Genomic DNA, 14,213 nt, shown 5'->3' on the forward strand with positions numbered 1-14,213 from the left:
CGCATACACTATAACCAGAGTCGTCCCCATTCTGCGCTGGGCTGGATGACCCCATTCGAATTCGCCGAAAAATCTGCCGGTTGCCAGAATAAGCAACCAACCTGAAGCCGGTTATTCCTGATTATGCATGGATCATATTCGGGGTCAGGGTCAAAATTAATAACTTTATTTTAAAAACCTGACACCCTCAGGGGCAGTTTTTTTACTCATGCAAAATACACACTCGGTAAGGTGCCAGTAATGGTTCTGAGTCATAACATATTGAGATGCCGCTTGTGCAGAAACAAACGAACCGAGAAAAAGCCTTTTCTCTCTTGCTGGTAACATCGGACATTCTCCACGGTGCAAAGTGCAACGCCCATCAATTTCCGGTGCACTTATAGTGTAAAATTGAAAATCAAAACTTGTCATGTAACCTCTTCTTAAAGTAGGATAAGATAAGGACTATGCAACCTAATGACATGAAGAAACTGCCAGTGGCAAGAAATAGTAATTGTAGAGAACTCATTTTTCATCTAATTCTAGTCGTAATATAAAATCAGTTTTTAAATTGATTGTCTTATATTCAGATTTGAGAGATTGATCCACAAAAAAAGGTTGGTAGACGTCTCTCAAGATTCATACAGCTTGGTTCATTAACAATGACTTGTTGTAGAAATGCGGCATTCGCTAAAAAAAGGGACGAGTTAACCTCGGGCAATTGCTTATATATGAGCACTTTATTACGCTTCGTTTAAAAATATCGCTCAGCATTTTTATTATCTGTGTGAACATTTTTCGGATGTTGTGCCAGGCTTGAAGACACCTGAACACAACGGAGAGTGAGATGAATAAAATTGCCTGGGCAGCGATGATGTTGCCTTTAAGCTTCGGGGCCTATGCTGAAACTGGCGGATTCGAAGCGGGGAAAATCCCACCTACGCAGCATAAAGAAGATGCTGGCTACAAAGGATCGGAGGACACCGCAGAAACGCCAGTGAAGCTCATCAAAGACTTCAGACCAAGTGGCTACGCTACGCTGGAAGGCTATATTGTTAAAAAGGTCGAGGGCGATACCTATCAGTTCCGTGACAGCACAGGGACTGTAAACATCGATGCACCTCCCGCTGCTTTCAGAGGCAAAACCTACAATGCTGAGGATAAGGTCCGCGTCAGCGGTAAAGTCTCTGGCAAAGGCGAAAGTGCTCTTCTCAAAGTTACACGGATAGATGAACCTTAATTAGCATACGAGAGGCCCTGCTGCAGTTCTGGGCAGGGTTGAGCAGCCTCACAAAAGTCAAAACTAAATGACTAAATGTTTATCCACAAAAACTTTTACTTCCCAGCCTAAAACTATCCGCTCACCGGATAATTTCATTAAGACTTTCAATTAGCGCCCTTTCTTCCTGCCAGATGCCTTGGATTACATAATGGCATAACTGTTACTCAATCACTGCTAATCTGACTGTCCAAACTGAATACGTGATTTTGATTGTTAAACGTGCTACGAAGGGAGAGAAAACTTCAATCACTAAAGCCGAATAGTTTAAAGTGTCAGGGCTCTGTCCGTTTAGGATCAGCTGTCACAAAAAATAGCTATAAACTTAAATAATATTTAATCATTGCTCAATCTCACCGCTTCGCATGCAATCCCACTATTCCGGTCTAAAATAATTTCATCGCTACCACTTTCCTGTGATATCGATAAAACTCCGTTTGATCATTATTCGCACTGTTTGTGCAAGCCCGGCTCGCCACCAGCTCCGGGCTTTCCTTTTAAATGGGTGTTCCTCATATGCCTATGTTTTTTATCCTGTAGTAAATTTATAACAAGCATATTGCAAGGTTTTAAAGGGGTTATCAGCATCAGAAATAGTTTACAGACAGTGAGCGCTTTGCATCAACTGATGAGGATTTAGCCTTTTAATAGAATTCTTTCCGTACCAGTGCATTTTGTAAGCGTGAAGTGAACTACTTGAACTGACCGTTAGACAATGAAAATGTTGTATGGGATTCTGTTTTCAGGCAGTTACCTTATGCACAACAACATTAATTTCAGAGTCGCTACTGCTTGGCGGCTGATTTTGTGTACGCACGCGTCAATAGTGGAATCATTGCTTACAGTTGAATGCTTGGTGTCTCAAACCAGAAACTACGATTGTCACCCCACAGTTTCCCGCAATTCACTCACTCGCAGTGCGATCTTTTTTCATTCATGGTCTACATTTGTCTGTAAATGAAATGCCTCCTTTAACGAGAAAACAGGTCCATATGAGAAACCTGACGATTCCTGCAATAACTACTGTGCTTTTGCTATCAATAATTTTTCTGGTACTGGCACAATGGATTTCCATGATGTGGTAAAACGTCTTATCATGGCTGCACAATAAAAAAGATAAATGTTTATTAGACACTCTCCGCACAGGCTGAACTCAAGGGCATCCTGTGCTTTTTTTTATAATGCCTGTACAGTTCATTAAAAGGCTATTTTCATGCTGTAAACGCTCGCGTCGAATCAATTCAGTTAATGGCATAGGATCACCCACCCGAAATGAGTTATCACACGTTGTGAGCGTCTGTCTTTTGATCTCTCCGGTACCCCAGACTGAACCACCTACTTCCAGTCATTATTTAACGTCAGGACATCAACTGATCTCACACTTTATTGCCGCTTCGCTAGCGTTTAATCAGTTCCAGTCTATTTTCAATAGGTCGCCTTTTACTTCCCTGTGTAGACGACACAACTCTTGTTGGAAATGTTTGGCATAAATTGATGCCGCCCGGGTGACTGGACTCTCCCGGGCATTTATTTTCTGCATCAGATTGGCGAACTTTCTTGCCCTCTTATGACTAAGACCTCATGCGTCACAACACCTACAATAGCTACCTCTTCGAGCAAATCTTCTTCCAGAATTAGTCCTTCATCCGTTATTACACGGTGCGGATTTTTGTAAAAGTTCCCCCACTCATACATCCCTGACATATCCAGCAAAACAGTATCCCCATCTCCCGGTCGGAGTTGCTCATCAATAATGCAGGTTCGCCCCTGAAACTCGACCACATAACATGTTGAGCTTGTGGGCACTAACCGCTGCAGAGGATTTAGTAAAAATGTCATCTCGCAACGGGCAGGTCCGACAAACGGGTGGTATAGGCCGGCGACAGCATTTCCCGCTTCATAGCCCATGCCTTCTGCACGCCTTGTCCTGCAAACCATAATTTCCCCTTTCCACTCTGGTTAAGGCCGTCAACAACGCGCATCAGCGCTTCACTGTTTGCCTGCGGCTTGAATTCATCAAAGAGATTGAGCCGGGAAACGCCCTGGCTGTAAAAGTCCCCGAGCATAACGCCGGCTTTCATAAAACGGCACCCATCCAGCCAGATGCGGTCCAGTGACTCCATGGCCACACGCACGATGTCCCTCGTGTCATTTGAGGGTGTCATCAGCGTGCCCATAGCTTGGTTACCGTAAAATGTCTCGCCTACCGCATGTGGACTGGTGCGCACAAATACGGCTATCTGTCTGCAGTACTGCCGTTCACTTCTCAGTTTTTCAGCCGCCCGCTCTGCGTAGGCACACACCGCCTGGCGCATATCCTGATATTCCGTAATGCGGGAACCAAACGATCGTGAGCACACAATCTGCTGCTTCGTGGGTGCAAACTCCTCAAGTCCTAGGCAGGGTTCGCCGCGCAGCTCCCGGACGGTTCGCTCCAGTACGACGTTGAAGTGTTTACGGATGATATAAGTGCTCTGCTCTGACAGGTCTTTGGCGGTGACGATGCCCATCGCATTCAGCTTCTTGCTGATACGGCGGCCCACACCCCAGACATCCTCAACATTTACCAGGGCCATAAGCTTTCGCTGGCGATCAATATTCGACAGGTCCAGCACCCCACCCGTCTTCGTCCATTTTTTTGCCGCGTGATTGGCGAGTTTGGCCAGCGTCTTAGTGGGCGCGATGCCTACACCCACGGTCAGATGCGTCTCCTGCTTAACGCGGGCACGAATCAGACGGCCGTAATCCTCCAGCACGTGGCAGTTACGAACACCTGTCAGGTCCAGAAATGCCTCATCGATTGAGTAAATCTCAACGTACGGCGCCATATCCTCGAGCGTGGTCATGACCCGGTTGCTCATGTCGGCATAAAGGGCATAGTTCGAGCTGAACACCTGCACTTTATGCCGTCGGAACTCGTCTTTAAGCTTAAAGTAAGGCGCCCCCATGGGAACATTGATGGCCTTGGCCTCTGCAGACCTTGCGATGACACAACCATCGTTATTACTGAGCACCACAACAGGCTTGCCGCGCAGGTCAGGACGGAACACCGTTTCGCAGCTGGCGTAAAACGAATTCACATCCACGAGGGCAAACATTAGCGACCCATCGTCTTAATGGAATGTCTTACCACGCCGAAGATTTCAAACTGGTCCGGATCGGGTATGGGAATAATAGCGTGTGCCGCATTCATCGGCTTCAGGTGCAGGAAAGGTTTGAGCATCAGCTGTTTGACCGTGAACTCTCCGGAGATCGCAGCAACGATGATGTCACCCTGCTCCGCTTTGACAGAACTGTCGACCACCAGCATATCGCCATCGTTAATCCCGCCTTCAGTCATGGAGTCGCCGCTGACCCGGATAAAATAGGTCGAACTGGGATGACTGACCAGCAGGCTATTGAGGTCAAGCCGCTGTTCAACATAATCCTGTGCCGGTGACGGGAAACCACAGGGCACGCGGGCAATGAAAAGCGGCAGCTCTAGCACGGCGCGGATTTCCGCGGGTCTGAAAAACTCCATAATGATGATCCTGATAATTACTGTATATATAAACAGTAATTGCAAACAGCACGATCGATCAAGTCGCCCGATGCGTCTTTTTGAGAAAGCGTTGGTAAGAAAGGTAATTTAACCGGGAAGTGCGGGAAGGTAAGTATGGCTGACCGGAGGTGCGTTAAGCGAAATTGCGCGCGAACCTGATGAAATTTCCCCCCGATAAAATTCCAGTTCAATCACAGCCGCTTCGGTTAAGTACCTTAAAATTGCATTGATATCCAGTCATTTAAATGACTTACTGGAAATTACTGGAGCTTTATCGCTTTTTTTAACACATCCTACCACTCTGCGTTAATTGTTCTAAGGTATGTGTGCCAGTCATTAACTGGCAGCACAGCAAACAGGATGCGTTTCAATCGAGAGAGACATTCCTTGGCCACTGCTTTTAGCCCGCTTTATGCGGGCTTTTTTTATACTCATCAGCCCGATACCACCCTAAACTCAAAATGAAAATTTTCCCGTTATCTGACAGAGACCTCTTGAGAATTTTCGGTTACAAATCAACCTCCAGAGTGGTTGGACAATCAATTGAGCAGCGTTACCGCACCTAAGGTCCCCCTCTCTTTTTACCCTGTGTAAAAGCCAGCAAATTAAAAATACGGCTCCGCTTTTAGATAGGTGTGAAGTGCACTAAACTTTGCGAGAAAAGTATGTGCTCAAGGACGTGAAAATGAAGTGTTACGCTCTGTGGGTGATTGACTATCACGGCAGTGCGTCCATTTCGTTGGGATGACGAATGGCATATACCGGCTTTTAAACAGCCCACCTGTTCTGATGCAATCAATTTCACTGGGGTGACTTATGGATGTTTCACCAAAATTCGTTGTCGTACTGAATGTTGTGGCCATTGCAGTGTTAGTAATAGGCTTGTCGAAGCATCTGAACTGGTTCTGAAATGCCTGACACTGCGTCTTGCAGGTACGAAACTTCAGGGTAATTCGTTGCTAAGAAGGTTCTTCGGCTCAACGATTGTTAATGAACGCAGAAGGGTGTCATCGATTCAAATTCTTGTGTTCAGACTGACAGGAGATTGAATATGCGATACCTGATCATACCAGCCGTCACGACAATGTTAGTTATGATAATTGTGTTTCTGGCACAAACCCATTGGGGATCCACGCCCTGGTGACTCGACGCACCCGGGCGGGTAAAAAAAATAAAAAAGCAGTTGTCAGCACTCTGCATGAACTGGACTTAATTCTGGTTCATGCTTTTTTTGTCAGAGCATCACTCCCTGCGAACTTAAAGATCTTATCGGCTTAGCCATTTGGATTGAAGAGCTGGAACACCCGTTCCTCACCCTCCCTGGTAGAGATGTCGCGGAATGTCGTCGTATGCATCTCGATCCACTTGTTTGCGGCGCGTAACGTGTAGTGCCAGTTGAGTCGTTCAAGCTCTCTGACGAAGTCAGCGGTGCTGATTGTGTAGCGCCCAAGTGCATCGCGTTTTACCGCCTGCCTGAAGGCCATCAAAATTTCGTAGTCACGTGGCATTTTACGCCCCTAATAATACTGTTTGTGCATACAGTATTATTGAGTTAGGTAGGCGGTTCAAGCCGTTCCGTTTAGATGTTTGGAAGGAGGTTGATTGTTAGAGTAATTTAAGAGCAGACTAGGTTTCGAATGGGGAGAGGCTGGAAAACGAAGGACATAAATGTGCCGCTATTGGCTCGCAAGACTGTCGATGACAATGTCTTTAATCATTTCATTCGCATAGCCCAAGAAAACAGAGGATATCGTAATCATCCAGCCTTAAGCCAACTGTCCTGAACAAATGAACTATGCTGAGTAGTCGTGTACTAAATGGCATGGCATAACAGAACTGAGGCTCACAAGTCCTCATTAACTAACTAAACGACAACAAGGATTTTGATTTATGGATGATGTGGATTTGGCTCAGGAACGTGAAGAAGCGCATTTAGCGGCCTCTTTGTCTGCCCGTAAGCCGCGCCTGGTAAGCCGAAATGGTAACTGCATCTGGTGCACTGATGAGCCGATAGTAGCTAATACTGCCTTCTGTTCCGCTGAGTGTGGCGAGGACTATCATAAGCACCAGCGTGAAATGAAGCAGAGAATAACTGGTGAATAAATATCTTGAGAAGAATTCATCAGAAACACTAACATTCACCTGTGTTGCTTATCACAGGTTATCTGCCATGCGATTCAAAAGCACTATCGTTAAGGCGATGCTTCACTGCCAGCAGGAATGATGTCGCATTGAACGGTAAATATTCTGGTAAGCGACTTTATGCCCTATGGAAAGGGCTTAATTGGGTTTGACCAAAATTAAAATAAAAAATTAATTTAACTGATGAACTTTGACAGATTAAATATTAATTCTACGCTTAATTAGCAACATATCGTTGCATTACCATGGGAAGGAAACAATGAAAAATTTATTAGGCGGGATGTTCATCGTAGCGAGCTTGATTACACTGGCCGGATGTCAGCATGAAAGCCCTGCGGTAGGTAACGATGGCCGCCCACATGCCCCAAGTAATGAGTCGGTACCTGGTGGGCCATTAGGTAAGGGCCCGGTCGGACAACCACAGAGTTAATACAGACCCTTTGACTACAGTGCTTACCGTATGAGTGTGTTTGTTATGCAGGAAAAGCCAACTTCCCTACTTTGGTGATTCGACTCATCATTACAGGCCAGAAATAATTATAAAAGATTATCAAGACACACTCCCCACAGACTGCAGTTAAAAGCAATCTGTGCTCTTATTACTTTCGGTTTGGCAATTTTTCAGTTGCATACTAAGCTGGTCACGTTCCCGTTCCCAACGGGACGCCATCAATTTAAGGCATACCTTCTGCCGCCCGGAAATCCATCCGGGCTTTTTTTCTTCCACCTTGTTGGCTAACCACGACCATGATGCAGTTCATCACTACCGTCCTTTTGCTGGTCTTTAAAGGATATAGTGGCTGCCGACTACACGCTCGATAGCAATTACCTAAAGTCTACACTGATTTATTTTAAATGATTCATGTCTTATTTTAACAGGTTTTTCTTGATAGATGAGTGCAATACCTTCCTGAAAAGTAACACTCCTCCAATAGCAACGATTTAGTGTATTTTGCCACCGCTGCCATACTCCTAAAACCACTGTGGTTTAGTCCAGTTTCCCACTGTCCATCTCGATAATAAAAACTGCCAAATTAATTGACCAGACTAAAAATTGTCTTCAAAGACAACTGTTTGAGACATGAAAAAGCAACCCCTATTCAGTTAAATGACCAACTGACAATTCGCCTAACAAAAATCATTTTTATGAAAGTTCATTGGGATATTATCCCCTTTATTTAGACATCGGAAGAAAGATATTAAACCACTCACTTGGAAATGACATGAAATTAAATAAAATTTTAAACCCCGTGATTGCAAGTATTTTATTGTCTTCACAGGCTATGGCTTATGATACTCATAACTATCATACGCTGTCTCTGGGCCTTCAGAAAGGTAACATTAAGGACTATGGTGATATTCAGGGCTTAAACTTCAAATTTCAGTATGAATCATCATCGAGGTGGGGGGTTGTGGGCTCAATTACGACGCTTAATAATGACCAACAAGGTGAATATCGTGCATGCCAACGCTATAATAAAAATTGCTCACCAAAACAAAACCAGAAATATATAGAGAAATACAAATTAAAACACCGATTAGACAGGAATGCAGAATATTATTCCGCCTTAATTGGTCCAAGTTATCGTATAGATGAGAGATTTAGTGTTTTTGCGATGGCAGGTGTGTCTCATACGAAAGTGGATAACTCGTTAAAACTTGGTCCAGATCACAAGTCACTACAAAAAAACGGATCTGACTCTTCAAATCAGTTTGCGTACGCTGCGGGTTTGAAATTTGATGCTACCAGAAAGATCGCAATTGCGATTGGATATGAAAGTTCTCAGGCTACATTCAATAAGCAAAAACACCGGGTGCGTAGTGAGTTCATCGATGTAGGATATCGTTTCTAATATCTGTATCATTCCCGTGTAGGGTGGGCATTATGCAAGTTTTATTCAGGAAAAGAAGGCCAATCTGCCGAGTCACTTTTTTTCAGATCGTACCTGTAAAGATCCGCAAGATATTTGTTGAATGCCGTCACCCTGCATTTCTCACTTTCTTTTAAACCATATACACCCTGGACCACACTTAAAAGGCGGATTTCCCTTTCTGCCTGTTCGAGTAAGCATTGTTTAAGCCATATTTTTTCTTCTTCCTTCATAATCAGAGCATCTTCTAACAAAACTTTCCAGCTAAAAACACCAGCCTTGCTGACATTCATACGTTTACCCGCTGCTGGCTGGACTGTAAATGCCTGCCATATCTCGTCACTAATGACTTTCACATCATCTGGCCAGCTGTTGCTTGATTGGTATCGTCCTTTTAAATCCATAATAAAAAATGCATTTGCGCTAATGCTGTAAACGAATGTCATCATTAATATCCCAAAGCCTGCCAGTAAAATTCATTTTCATTACTTCCTAGAAATACCTCAAAAAAATCACAACCCATCTTTCGAATCACTCCATTCCATTTACTTTTACCTGAACCACCTTTGAAAGTTATTTGTATGGATAAACAGTCCTGAGGGAAGCGCACTGGAAATTTTATAGAGGTAATACTTTTCAATCTTTTACCTAATCCTCCCTGAATTAATAGCCCGGAGTTTCTATCAGAAAAAATCCAGGCGTGTTCATTGCCTGAGATTTGGGTCTGAGATCCAAGCCACGTGAGTAGATTTTTATCTTTGAGGTTATCTCTGCCCCAGCATTTTCCTTCGATATTACCGTCAGGAAGTAGTTTGCACTCACCTACTTGTAATCCTTTTGAAATTTCCAGAATTCCATCTATTTCCCCGCCCTTCTTAGAGAGAAATTCCTTATCGCTTTCAGCACGTGTATAACTTTCTTGATTCAGAACCCATGAAGTTGCCTCACTGTTCCATACGACCTCAATGAGCTGACCTTTCATCACATCGTCCTTTTGGAGTTCGTTTAGGGTACTAGTGACAACAGGATAAGGAGACAAATTATCAATTAATAATGTAGAAGATGCCGTGTTTGAAGTTTTGGCTCGAAAACAAACACGCATGCCATCTGTTAAAGATTTAATTGCAGGGTTGAATTGCACTTTAAAATTGTTAACAGACCCCGCATCCATACCCTGAGTTAACTTCCCCTGCTGAATGGCTGACACCAGCCCATCTGCGGGCAGAAAGGGCGCACTGGATGCCTGAGTGATGAACGTTGTATCTATGGACTTTGCTCCATAGGGAACGGTGATCACCCAGGCTGCCACGTGACCAGCATCAGGTATGGGGGTGAGTTGCGAGCCCGTGGCAGCAGAAATACCATTTTTTTTACTCACCACACATACACCGGAGCGAACTGTCGCTTGAGCGTTACCCGCATTATTCGGACCGCTGTAAGCCACGGCGGGGTTTGCGGCATTGTAATAGGGCAGCACAACCGGCCCGGAGTCCACATCTCCATAGGCAGCCTTAAGCAGGTAGTTAATGCTATGCCCGGGCGTGGACGGAGCGGTAAGACTGAACGTTTCCAGGCTCACTTTTAAACCCTGCTTCAGGACGGCCATCTTGTTTTCCGCCAGAGAGGAGTAAGGTGTTCCGTCCGCATTTTGCAGACTGTAGATCTGCCCTTCACCGATAACGATATCCATTGGCGGCATGATAGCCGGCTTACAGGATAACCCCTGCATACATGTATCAGTGCCGAGAATGGCGGAAGCGAGTTTCGCCAGCCCGATCATCGCAAACTTATTGGTGTTAAGCAGGTCAGTTTCGAGCGGAATGGCGCCCGGATAAACAATCTGACGATCCATAGTGTCTCCTAAAAAATCACCACCTGTTCGGGTGGCCATGACTGAAATTATTAGTCTGAGTGCAGAAACTACTGCAGATGCACCCAGACGATCGTGCCTTCCATTTTCACTGCTGCGACAGCAGCGTATATCTGGGTATCGACACCTGCGAGATCGGCTCAGGTGGAGGCTCTGCTTCATAACAAATTACTGAACGACCACATGTCACCCGTGGTAGGGGCCGAGCACCAGGTATTAAAGATTGTCACCTTCGTGAATTACGACTGTATGTACTGCAAACAACTCGAACGCAGCCTTGATAAGTTGCTCAAGGCGTACACCCAGGTTGCCGTCACCTACAAGCTACTTTCGTATGGTACTGAAGCCTCAACCGCGGCTACACGAATGGCCCTGACGGTCTGGCCTGAGCAACCAGAGAAATTCCATGCTTTCTACCAAGCGCTGATGGCCTATTCGGAGTGGCGGATGATGCGCGTATTCACTCCGCGCTCCGCATTGCTGGAGTGAGGCTGAATAAGTTCAGTCCAGGTACGTATCACAACACCGATCTGAACAGGGAGTTGTTGAGGAGGCTCTAGTATTCAGGCTCGCCAACAACGTTCATTGCTGACCGCGTTATTTCTGGGGCTGTAATGAAAAGTTGAATACAGCAGTAGATAAGGCGTTGTAGGAAGTGTGAATCGATCTTATGGTTGAGTGGGAAATTTCAAGTGCCATTCCCTGGCAAGCGATCCCTTAGCAAATCAGGCAGACGGATTAGACGGGCGGCGGCTGACGCTGCCTCCTTTTCTTCCTGCTTCTACGGCCCTTTCAGGGTCATTTTTGAAGTTGCCTCCACTGGCTCGGCCTCCGCGTTTACCAGCTTCTCTTGCTCGTTCCGGATTGTTGGCGAAGTTTCCTGCGCCACCTCTGCGTTTTGGTTCATTCATAGTCAGACCTCATTTCAGGGTTCCATAAGATTTAAGGACCAGCCACTTGCAAAGAAAATTTTATTCGAGAACTATGATTTTTCCATAACAATAGCAACAGAAATAATTGATTTAAATCAATGAATTGGCGTTGCTTTAGATGTCAGTGTGTATGGGGGGTGTAGGAAGTAGTTAGGCTCGAGGATAAAAGTGCCCGGAACTGGTGGGTATCCGGGCTGGCACAATTCTGAACCTAAAATTTTAACTCACAGCAGCATCATCACAGGTATTACTAAAGGCTAAATAACTATAGTTTGTATACTGGAATAAGCATGCGAAGCGGTAAAAATGATGAATCACAATGCACTTCTAAAAAGTAAAGATTGATTAATTTGTTCTAAATTAAATAATAACCTAAGAAAATCGATTTTAAGCCATGGCAAAAAAAGCCCCCCGTTATAGAAACGGGGGGTGAAAGGCTCAATAACAAATGGATTTCGTAACAATATTCATTTTAGTCGGCACTTGCAGAAGTGCAATTTTTTTATAAAAAAATGTGTTTTTCCTATTGGAATTTGATGCGCATTGATTCAATCTCTACTCAGTCATGGTCCTCCCATCTTAGAGAGAAATGTGTGTCTATTTTGAGTAAAAAGCTTGAGCGGAATTTCGACGACGCATGCCAGATCATAGGGCAGGTCGCCATTCAGAAAGCCGCGCGTGGAGAAGAAACAAGTCGCAAGTTATTAGTTGAGGAGATAAGTAAACTGGCTTCACGATATAAACTGCTGACAGGTGAGGAGCATCTGGCCATGAGAATGGCAATTGAGTCACTTGAACATCCAGTATAAGGAGCTCAGCTTTTTATGCTTGAAATTGTTGAGATGCTACTCTGATTGGTGATCTTAATTCATATGGCTATCACGCTGTAATGATTTTAACTTGTTGATTTTTAATCAAGCATTTTATTGTATGAGCAATGCAACATCTCATCGAATATTACCATGCCATTTTAAATGGCGAGAATGGAGGCGTCAGTGGCTAATTTGATCGAAAAAAATATGCAGCATACCCTCGAATCAAATCATTTCGTTACTTTGACGTCGCAACAACTAAAAGTTTGTTCGCGTGATGTGACATCGACCAAAAGCAATTTAGCATGGTCTTTAAGCTTGATTTCTCATGAGTCGTGACAGACATTGCTTACTTATAGCTGGCTCAGTTATGTCACTGAGCGCCTAACTGACCTTACTTAAGCAGAGGACAGTTAACCCTTTCTATTAAAATGATGCTGGATGTTCGACGTTACATCATTTCACACATCAGGCCTATTCATAAATGATCAACCTCTTTTCATAGCTCAGAATTGATGATGGATTCGGCTACACTTGTGTATTTTTCGCCGCCTTAGATCGAAACTGTCAGGTAGGGCCAAAAGACGAATTCCTCTCCGTTTTTTTTTTCATTTAGATATTTAAGTGGCTGGTAAAACTGCAGCGGTTCTATTTTATGCATCAGTATCTTAACCATAATGTAAACCATTTGATTTCTTAAACATGAGCTCATTATGTTTTGTTGAGCAGTCATCTTTATGAACGGCTTTGGTCTTAGCACCTCTGAGTCAACGAACTCTGTTACAGGTAAAGCTGGATGTCTCTTTTGAATTCCTTTACGCAGTTCGCACAAGGCATCGATCCAACCGTCACACGACTGGTGCTGGGCAGTTTTGAATTTCTGGATTTAGAAGTTCCGGAACGCATGACCATCTCCGGCATACAGAAGACGGTGCAGCATCAACTGATAGGTGGTCGGCGCATCATCGATGTGCTGGGTACCGAATATGACCCCCTGACCTGGTCTGGCATTTTCACCGGATCGCAGGCGGGTGAACGCGTCAGCGCTCTTGAACGGATGCGGGATGCCGGGCATCCAGTGGTGCTGACGCTGGATGACTACCGTTTTACCGTGGTGATCACTGCCTTCAGCCCGGTCTATGAGTTTGTCTGGCGGCGGCCTTACACCATTGAGGTGGCCGTCGTCAGCAATGATGGCTCCCCGGATAAGGTGGATGCGCTGACCGGCGCACTGCGGGGGCTGATCGACAGTGACCTTGGCCGTGCACTGGGCCTGGCTAATCTGATTAACATCGATGCCGTTACGCAGGCCGTTAAAGACCTGCATCAGGCTGTTAAGCAGGTCACCGACATTGCCCATGCCACGGTCGTGCAGATTCAGGCGGTTGTCAGACCGCTGATTGCTGCCCGTAACATCATTCAACATGAGCTTGCGCTACTGGAAGCCGCTGCAGGTGAAATTACTTCACTGGGCGGCCTGGTGCCAGGCAATCCCATTGCCAGTACCGTCAGCAATCTCCTCCTGCAGTTAGATCACACCACGCGCATTCCTTCTCTTTACCGTCTGCAGGACGTGCTGGGGCGGCTGAATAAAAACGTGAACGCAGGCCAGACGGCTTCGGGCGTCCGGGCGGTGACGCTGTCGGGTGGTAACCTTTATCAGGTGGCGTCAGAACAGTATGGCGACGCGTCACTCTGGACCAGCATAGCTGATGCCGATGACCTGTCCGATCCGCAATTAAGCGGCATTCACACCCTGAACATCCCTACCAGCCCGACGAGTTAGC

General features: G+C 45.3%; 16 protein-coding genes. 9 read left to right on the plus strand and 7 right to left on the minus strand.

Features of this window, described 5'->3' with window-relative positions:
- On the plus strand, positions 1-105 hold a 105-nt coding region (locus F3J38_RS28395; protein ID WP_167137164.1), incomplete at its 5' end, for an integrase core domain-containing protein.
- Between the two features lie 60 nt (positions 106-165).
- Here the strand turns inward: F3J38_RS28395 and F3J38_RS20260 are convergent.
- On the minus strand, positions 166-411 hold the full coding sequence (locus tag F3J38_RS20260) for a hypothetical protein (protein WP_167141358.1): 246 nt from the start codon (positions 409-411) through the stop codon (positions 166-168).
- 415 nt (positions 412-826) lie between these two features.
- On the opposite strand from F3J38_RS20260, the gene F3J38_RS20265 reads away from it, so the two are divergent.
- Positions 827-1,219 carry a YgiW/YdeI family stress tolerance OB fold protein gene (locus tag F3J38_RS20265; RefSeq protein ID WP_167141360.1) on the plus strand — a complete coding sequence of 131 codons (393 nt, stop codon included), beginning with the start codon at positions 827-829 and terminating at the stop codon, positions 1,217-1,219.
- Positions 1,220-3,093: 1,874 nt separating this feature from the next.
- Here F3J38_RS20265 and umuC read toward each other — a convergent pair.
- On the minus strand, positions 3,094-4,356 hold the full coding sequence (gene umuC / locus F3J38_RS20270) for a translesion error-prone DNA polymerase V subunit UmuC (RefSeq protein WP_167141362.1): 1,263 nt from the start codon (positions 4,354-4,356) through the stop codon (positions 3,094-3,096).
- Positions 4,356-4,778 (minus strand): translesion error-prone DNA polymerase V autoproteolytic subunit, encoded by a 423-nt coding sequence (gene umuD / locus F3J38_RS20275; RefSeq protein ID WP_167141364.1) that lies wholly within the window; start codon positions 4,776-4,778, stop codon positions 4,356-4,358. Before umuD ends, umuC begins: the two co-directional genes overlap by 1 nt.
- A gap of 837 nt (positions 4,779-5,615) precedes the next feature.
- Here umuD and F3J38_RS28515 point away from each other — a divergent pair.
- Entirely contained in the window at positions 5,616-5,708 is a 93-nt protein-coding gene (locus tag F3J38_RS28515) for a hypothetical protein (RefSeq protein ID WP_505538583.1), read from the plus strand.
- Positions 5,709-6,073: 365 nt separating this feature from the next.
- On the opposite strand, the gene F3J38_RS20280 is transcribed toward F3J38_RS28515, so the two are convergent.
- Complete coding sequence (locus tag F3J38_RS20280; protein ID WP_167141366.1) at positions 6,074-6,307, minus strand: DNA polymerase V; 234 nt, start codon at positions 6,305-6,307, stop codon at positions 6,074-6,076.
- Between the two features lie 382 nt (positions 6,308-6,689).
- Here F3J38_RS20280 and F3J38_RS20285 point away from each other — a divergent pair, with 382 nt between their 5' ends.
- The 3 genes from F3J38_RS20285 (at position 6,690) to F3J38_RS20295 (ending at position 8,794) form a co-directional block, all read left to right on the plus strand.
- Positions 6,690-6,902, plus strand: a complete 213-nt coding sequence (locus F3J38_RS20285; protein WP_167141368.1) for a DUF2116 family Zn-ribbon domain-containing protein — start codon at positions 6,690-6,692, stop codon at positions 6,900-6,902.
- A 298-nt stretch (positions 6,903-7,200) separates the two neighbouring features.
- Positions 7,201-7,371, plus strand: coding sequence for a hypothetical protein (locus F3J38_RS20290; RefSeq protein WP_167141370.1), 171 nt, complete (start codon positions 7,201-7,203; stop codon positions 7,369-7,371).
- A gap of 793 nt (positions 7,372-8,164) precedes the next feature.
- On the plus strand, positions 8,165-8,794 hold the full coding sequence (locus tag F3J38_RS20295) for an Ail/Lom family outer membrane beta-barrel protein (RefSeq protein WP_167141372.1): 630 nt from the start codon (positions 8,165-8,167) through the stop codon (positions 8,792-8,794).
- A 41-nt stretch (positions 8,795-8,835) separates the two neighbouring features.
- On the opposite strand, the gene F3J38_RS20300 is transcribed toward F3J38_RS20295, so the two are convergent.
- Positions 8,836-9,261: a tail fiber assembly protein gene (locus F3J38_RS20300; protein WP_167141374.1), complete on the minus strand. Its 426-nt coding sequence runs from the start codon at positions 9,259-9,261 to the stop codon at positions 8,836-8,838.
- Positions 9,261-10,664 carry a gp53-like domain-containing protein gene (locus F3J38_RS20305; RefSeq protein ID WP_167141376.1) on the minus strand — a complete coding sequence of 468 codons (1,404 nt, stop codon included), beginning with the start codon at positions 10,662-10,664 and terminating at the stop codon, positions 9,261-9,263. Before F3J38_RS20305 ends, F3J38_RS20300 begins: the two co-directional genes overlap by 1 nt.
- A 201-nt stretch (positions 10,665-10,865) precedes the next feature.
- Here F3J38_RS20305 and F3J38_RS20310 point away from each other — a divergent pair, with 201 nt between their 5' ends.
- Entirely contained in the window at positions 10,866-11,171 is a 306-nt protein-coding gene (locus F3J38_RS20310; protein ID WP_167141378.1) for a thioredoxin domain-containing protein, read from the plus strand.
- Positions 11,172-11,407: 236 nt separating this feature from the next.
- Here the strand turns inward: F3J38_RS20310 and F3J38_RS20315 are convergent, their stop codons facing one another.
- Positions 11,408-11,593 (minus strand): con-10 family general stress protein, encoded by a 186-nt coding sequence (locus F3J38_RS20315; RefSeq protein ID WP_167141380.1) that lies wholly within the window; start codon positions 11,591-11,593, stop codon positions 11,408-11,410.
- Positions 11,594-12,207: 614 nt separating this feature from the next.
- Here F3J38_RS20315 and F3J38_RS20320 point away from each other — a divergent pair.
- Both F3J38_RS20320 and F3J38_RS20325 read left to right on the plus strand, forming a co-directional pair.
- Positions 12,208-12,423, plus strand: a complete 216-nt coding sequence (locus tag F3J38_RS20320; protein ID WP_167141382.1) for a DUF2767 family protein — start codon at positions 12,208-12,210, stop codon at positions 12,421-12,423.
- A gap of 799 nt (positions 12,424-13,222) precedes the next feature.
- On the plus strand, positions 13,223-14,212 hold the full coding sequence (locus tag F3J38_RS20325) for a hypothetical protein (RefSeq protein WP_167141384.1): 990 nt from the start codon (positions 13,223-13,225) through the stop codon (positions 14,210-14,212).
- Position 14,213 lies beyond the last annotated feature (1 nt).

This window comes from Candidatus Pantoea formicae, assembly GCF_011752625.1.
Taxonomy (GTDB): domain Bacteria; phylum Pseudomonadota; class Gammaproteobacteria; order Enterobacterales; family Enterobacteriaceae; genus Pantoea; species Pantoea formicae.

Bases quoted from the DNA above. Each gene is read 5' to 3' on its own strand.
- F3J38_RS20285 (WP_167141368.1), top strand. From the start codon at position 6,690: ATGGATGATGTGGATTTGGCTCAGGAACGTGAAGAAGCGCATTTAGCG.
- F3J38_RS20310 (WP_167141378.1), top strand. From the start codon at position 10,866: ATGTCACCCGTGGTAGGGGCCGAGCACCAGGTATTAAAGATTGTCACC.
- F3J38_RS20280 (WP_167141366.1), bottom strand. From the start codon at position 6,307: ATGCCACGTGACTACGAAATTTTGATGGCCTTCAGGCAGGCGGTAAAA.
- F3J38_RS20315 (WP_167141380.1), bottom strand. From the start codon at position 11,593: ATGAATGAACCAAAACGCAGAGGTGGCGCAGGAAACTTCGCCAACAAT.
- F3J38_RS28515 (WP_505538583.1), top strand. From the start codon at position 5,616: ATGGATGTTTCACCAAAATTCGTTGTCGTACTGAATGTTGTGGCCATT.
- F3J38_RS20305 (WP_167141376.1), bottom strand. From the start codon at position 10,664: ATGGATCGTCAGATTGTTTATCCGGGCGCCATTCCGCTCGAAACTGAC.
- F3J38_RS20260 (WP_167141358.1), bottom strand. From the start codon at position 411: ATGACAAGTTTTGATTTTCAATTTTACACTATAAGTGCACCGGAAATT.
- F3J38_RS20325 (WP_167141384.1), top strand. From the start codon at position 13,223: ATGTCTCTTTTGAATTCCTTTACGCAGTTCGCACAAGGCATCGATCCA.
- F3J38_RS20290 (WP_167141370.1), top strand. From the start codon at position 7,201: ATGAAAAATTTATTAGGCGGGATGTTCATCGTAGCGAGCTTGATTACA.
- F3J38_RS20265 (WP_167141360.1), top strand. From the start codon at position 827: ATGAATAAAATTGCCTGGGCAGCGATGATGTTGCCTTTAAGCTTCGGG.
- umuD (WP_167141364.1), bottom strand. From the start codon at position 4,778: ATGGAGTTTTTCAGACCCGCGGAAATCCGCGCCGTGCTAGAGCTGCCG.
- F3J38_RS20295 (WP_167141372.1), top strand. From the start codon at position 8,165: ATGAAATTAAATAAAATTTTAAACCCCGTGATTGCAAGTATTTTATTG.
- umuC (WP_167141362.1), bottom strand. From the start codon at position 4,356: ATGTTTGCCCTCGTGGATGTGAATTCGTTTTACGCCAGCTGCGAAACG.
- F3J38_RS20300 (WP_167141374.1), bottom strand. From the start codon at position 9,261: ATGATGACATTCGTTTACAGCATTAGCGCAAATGCATTTTTTATTATG.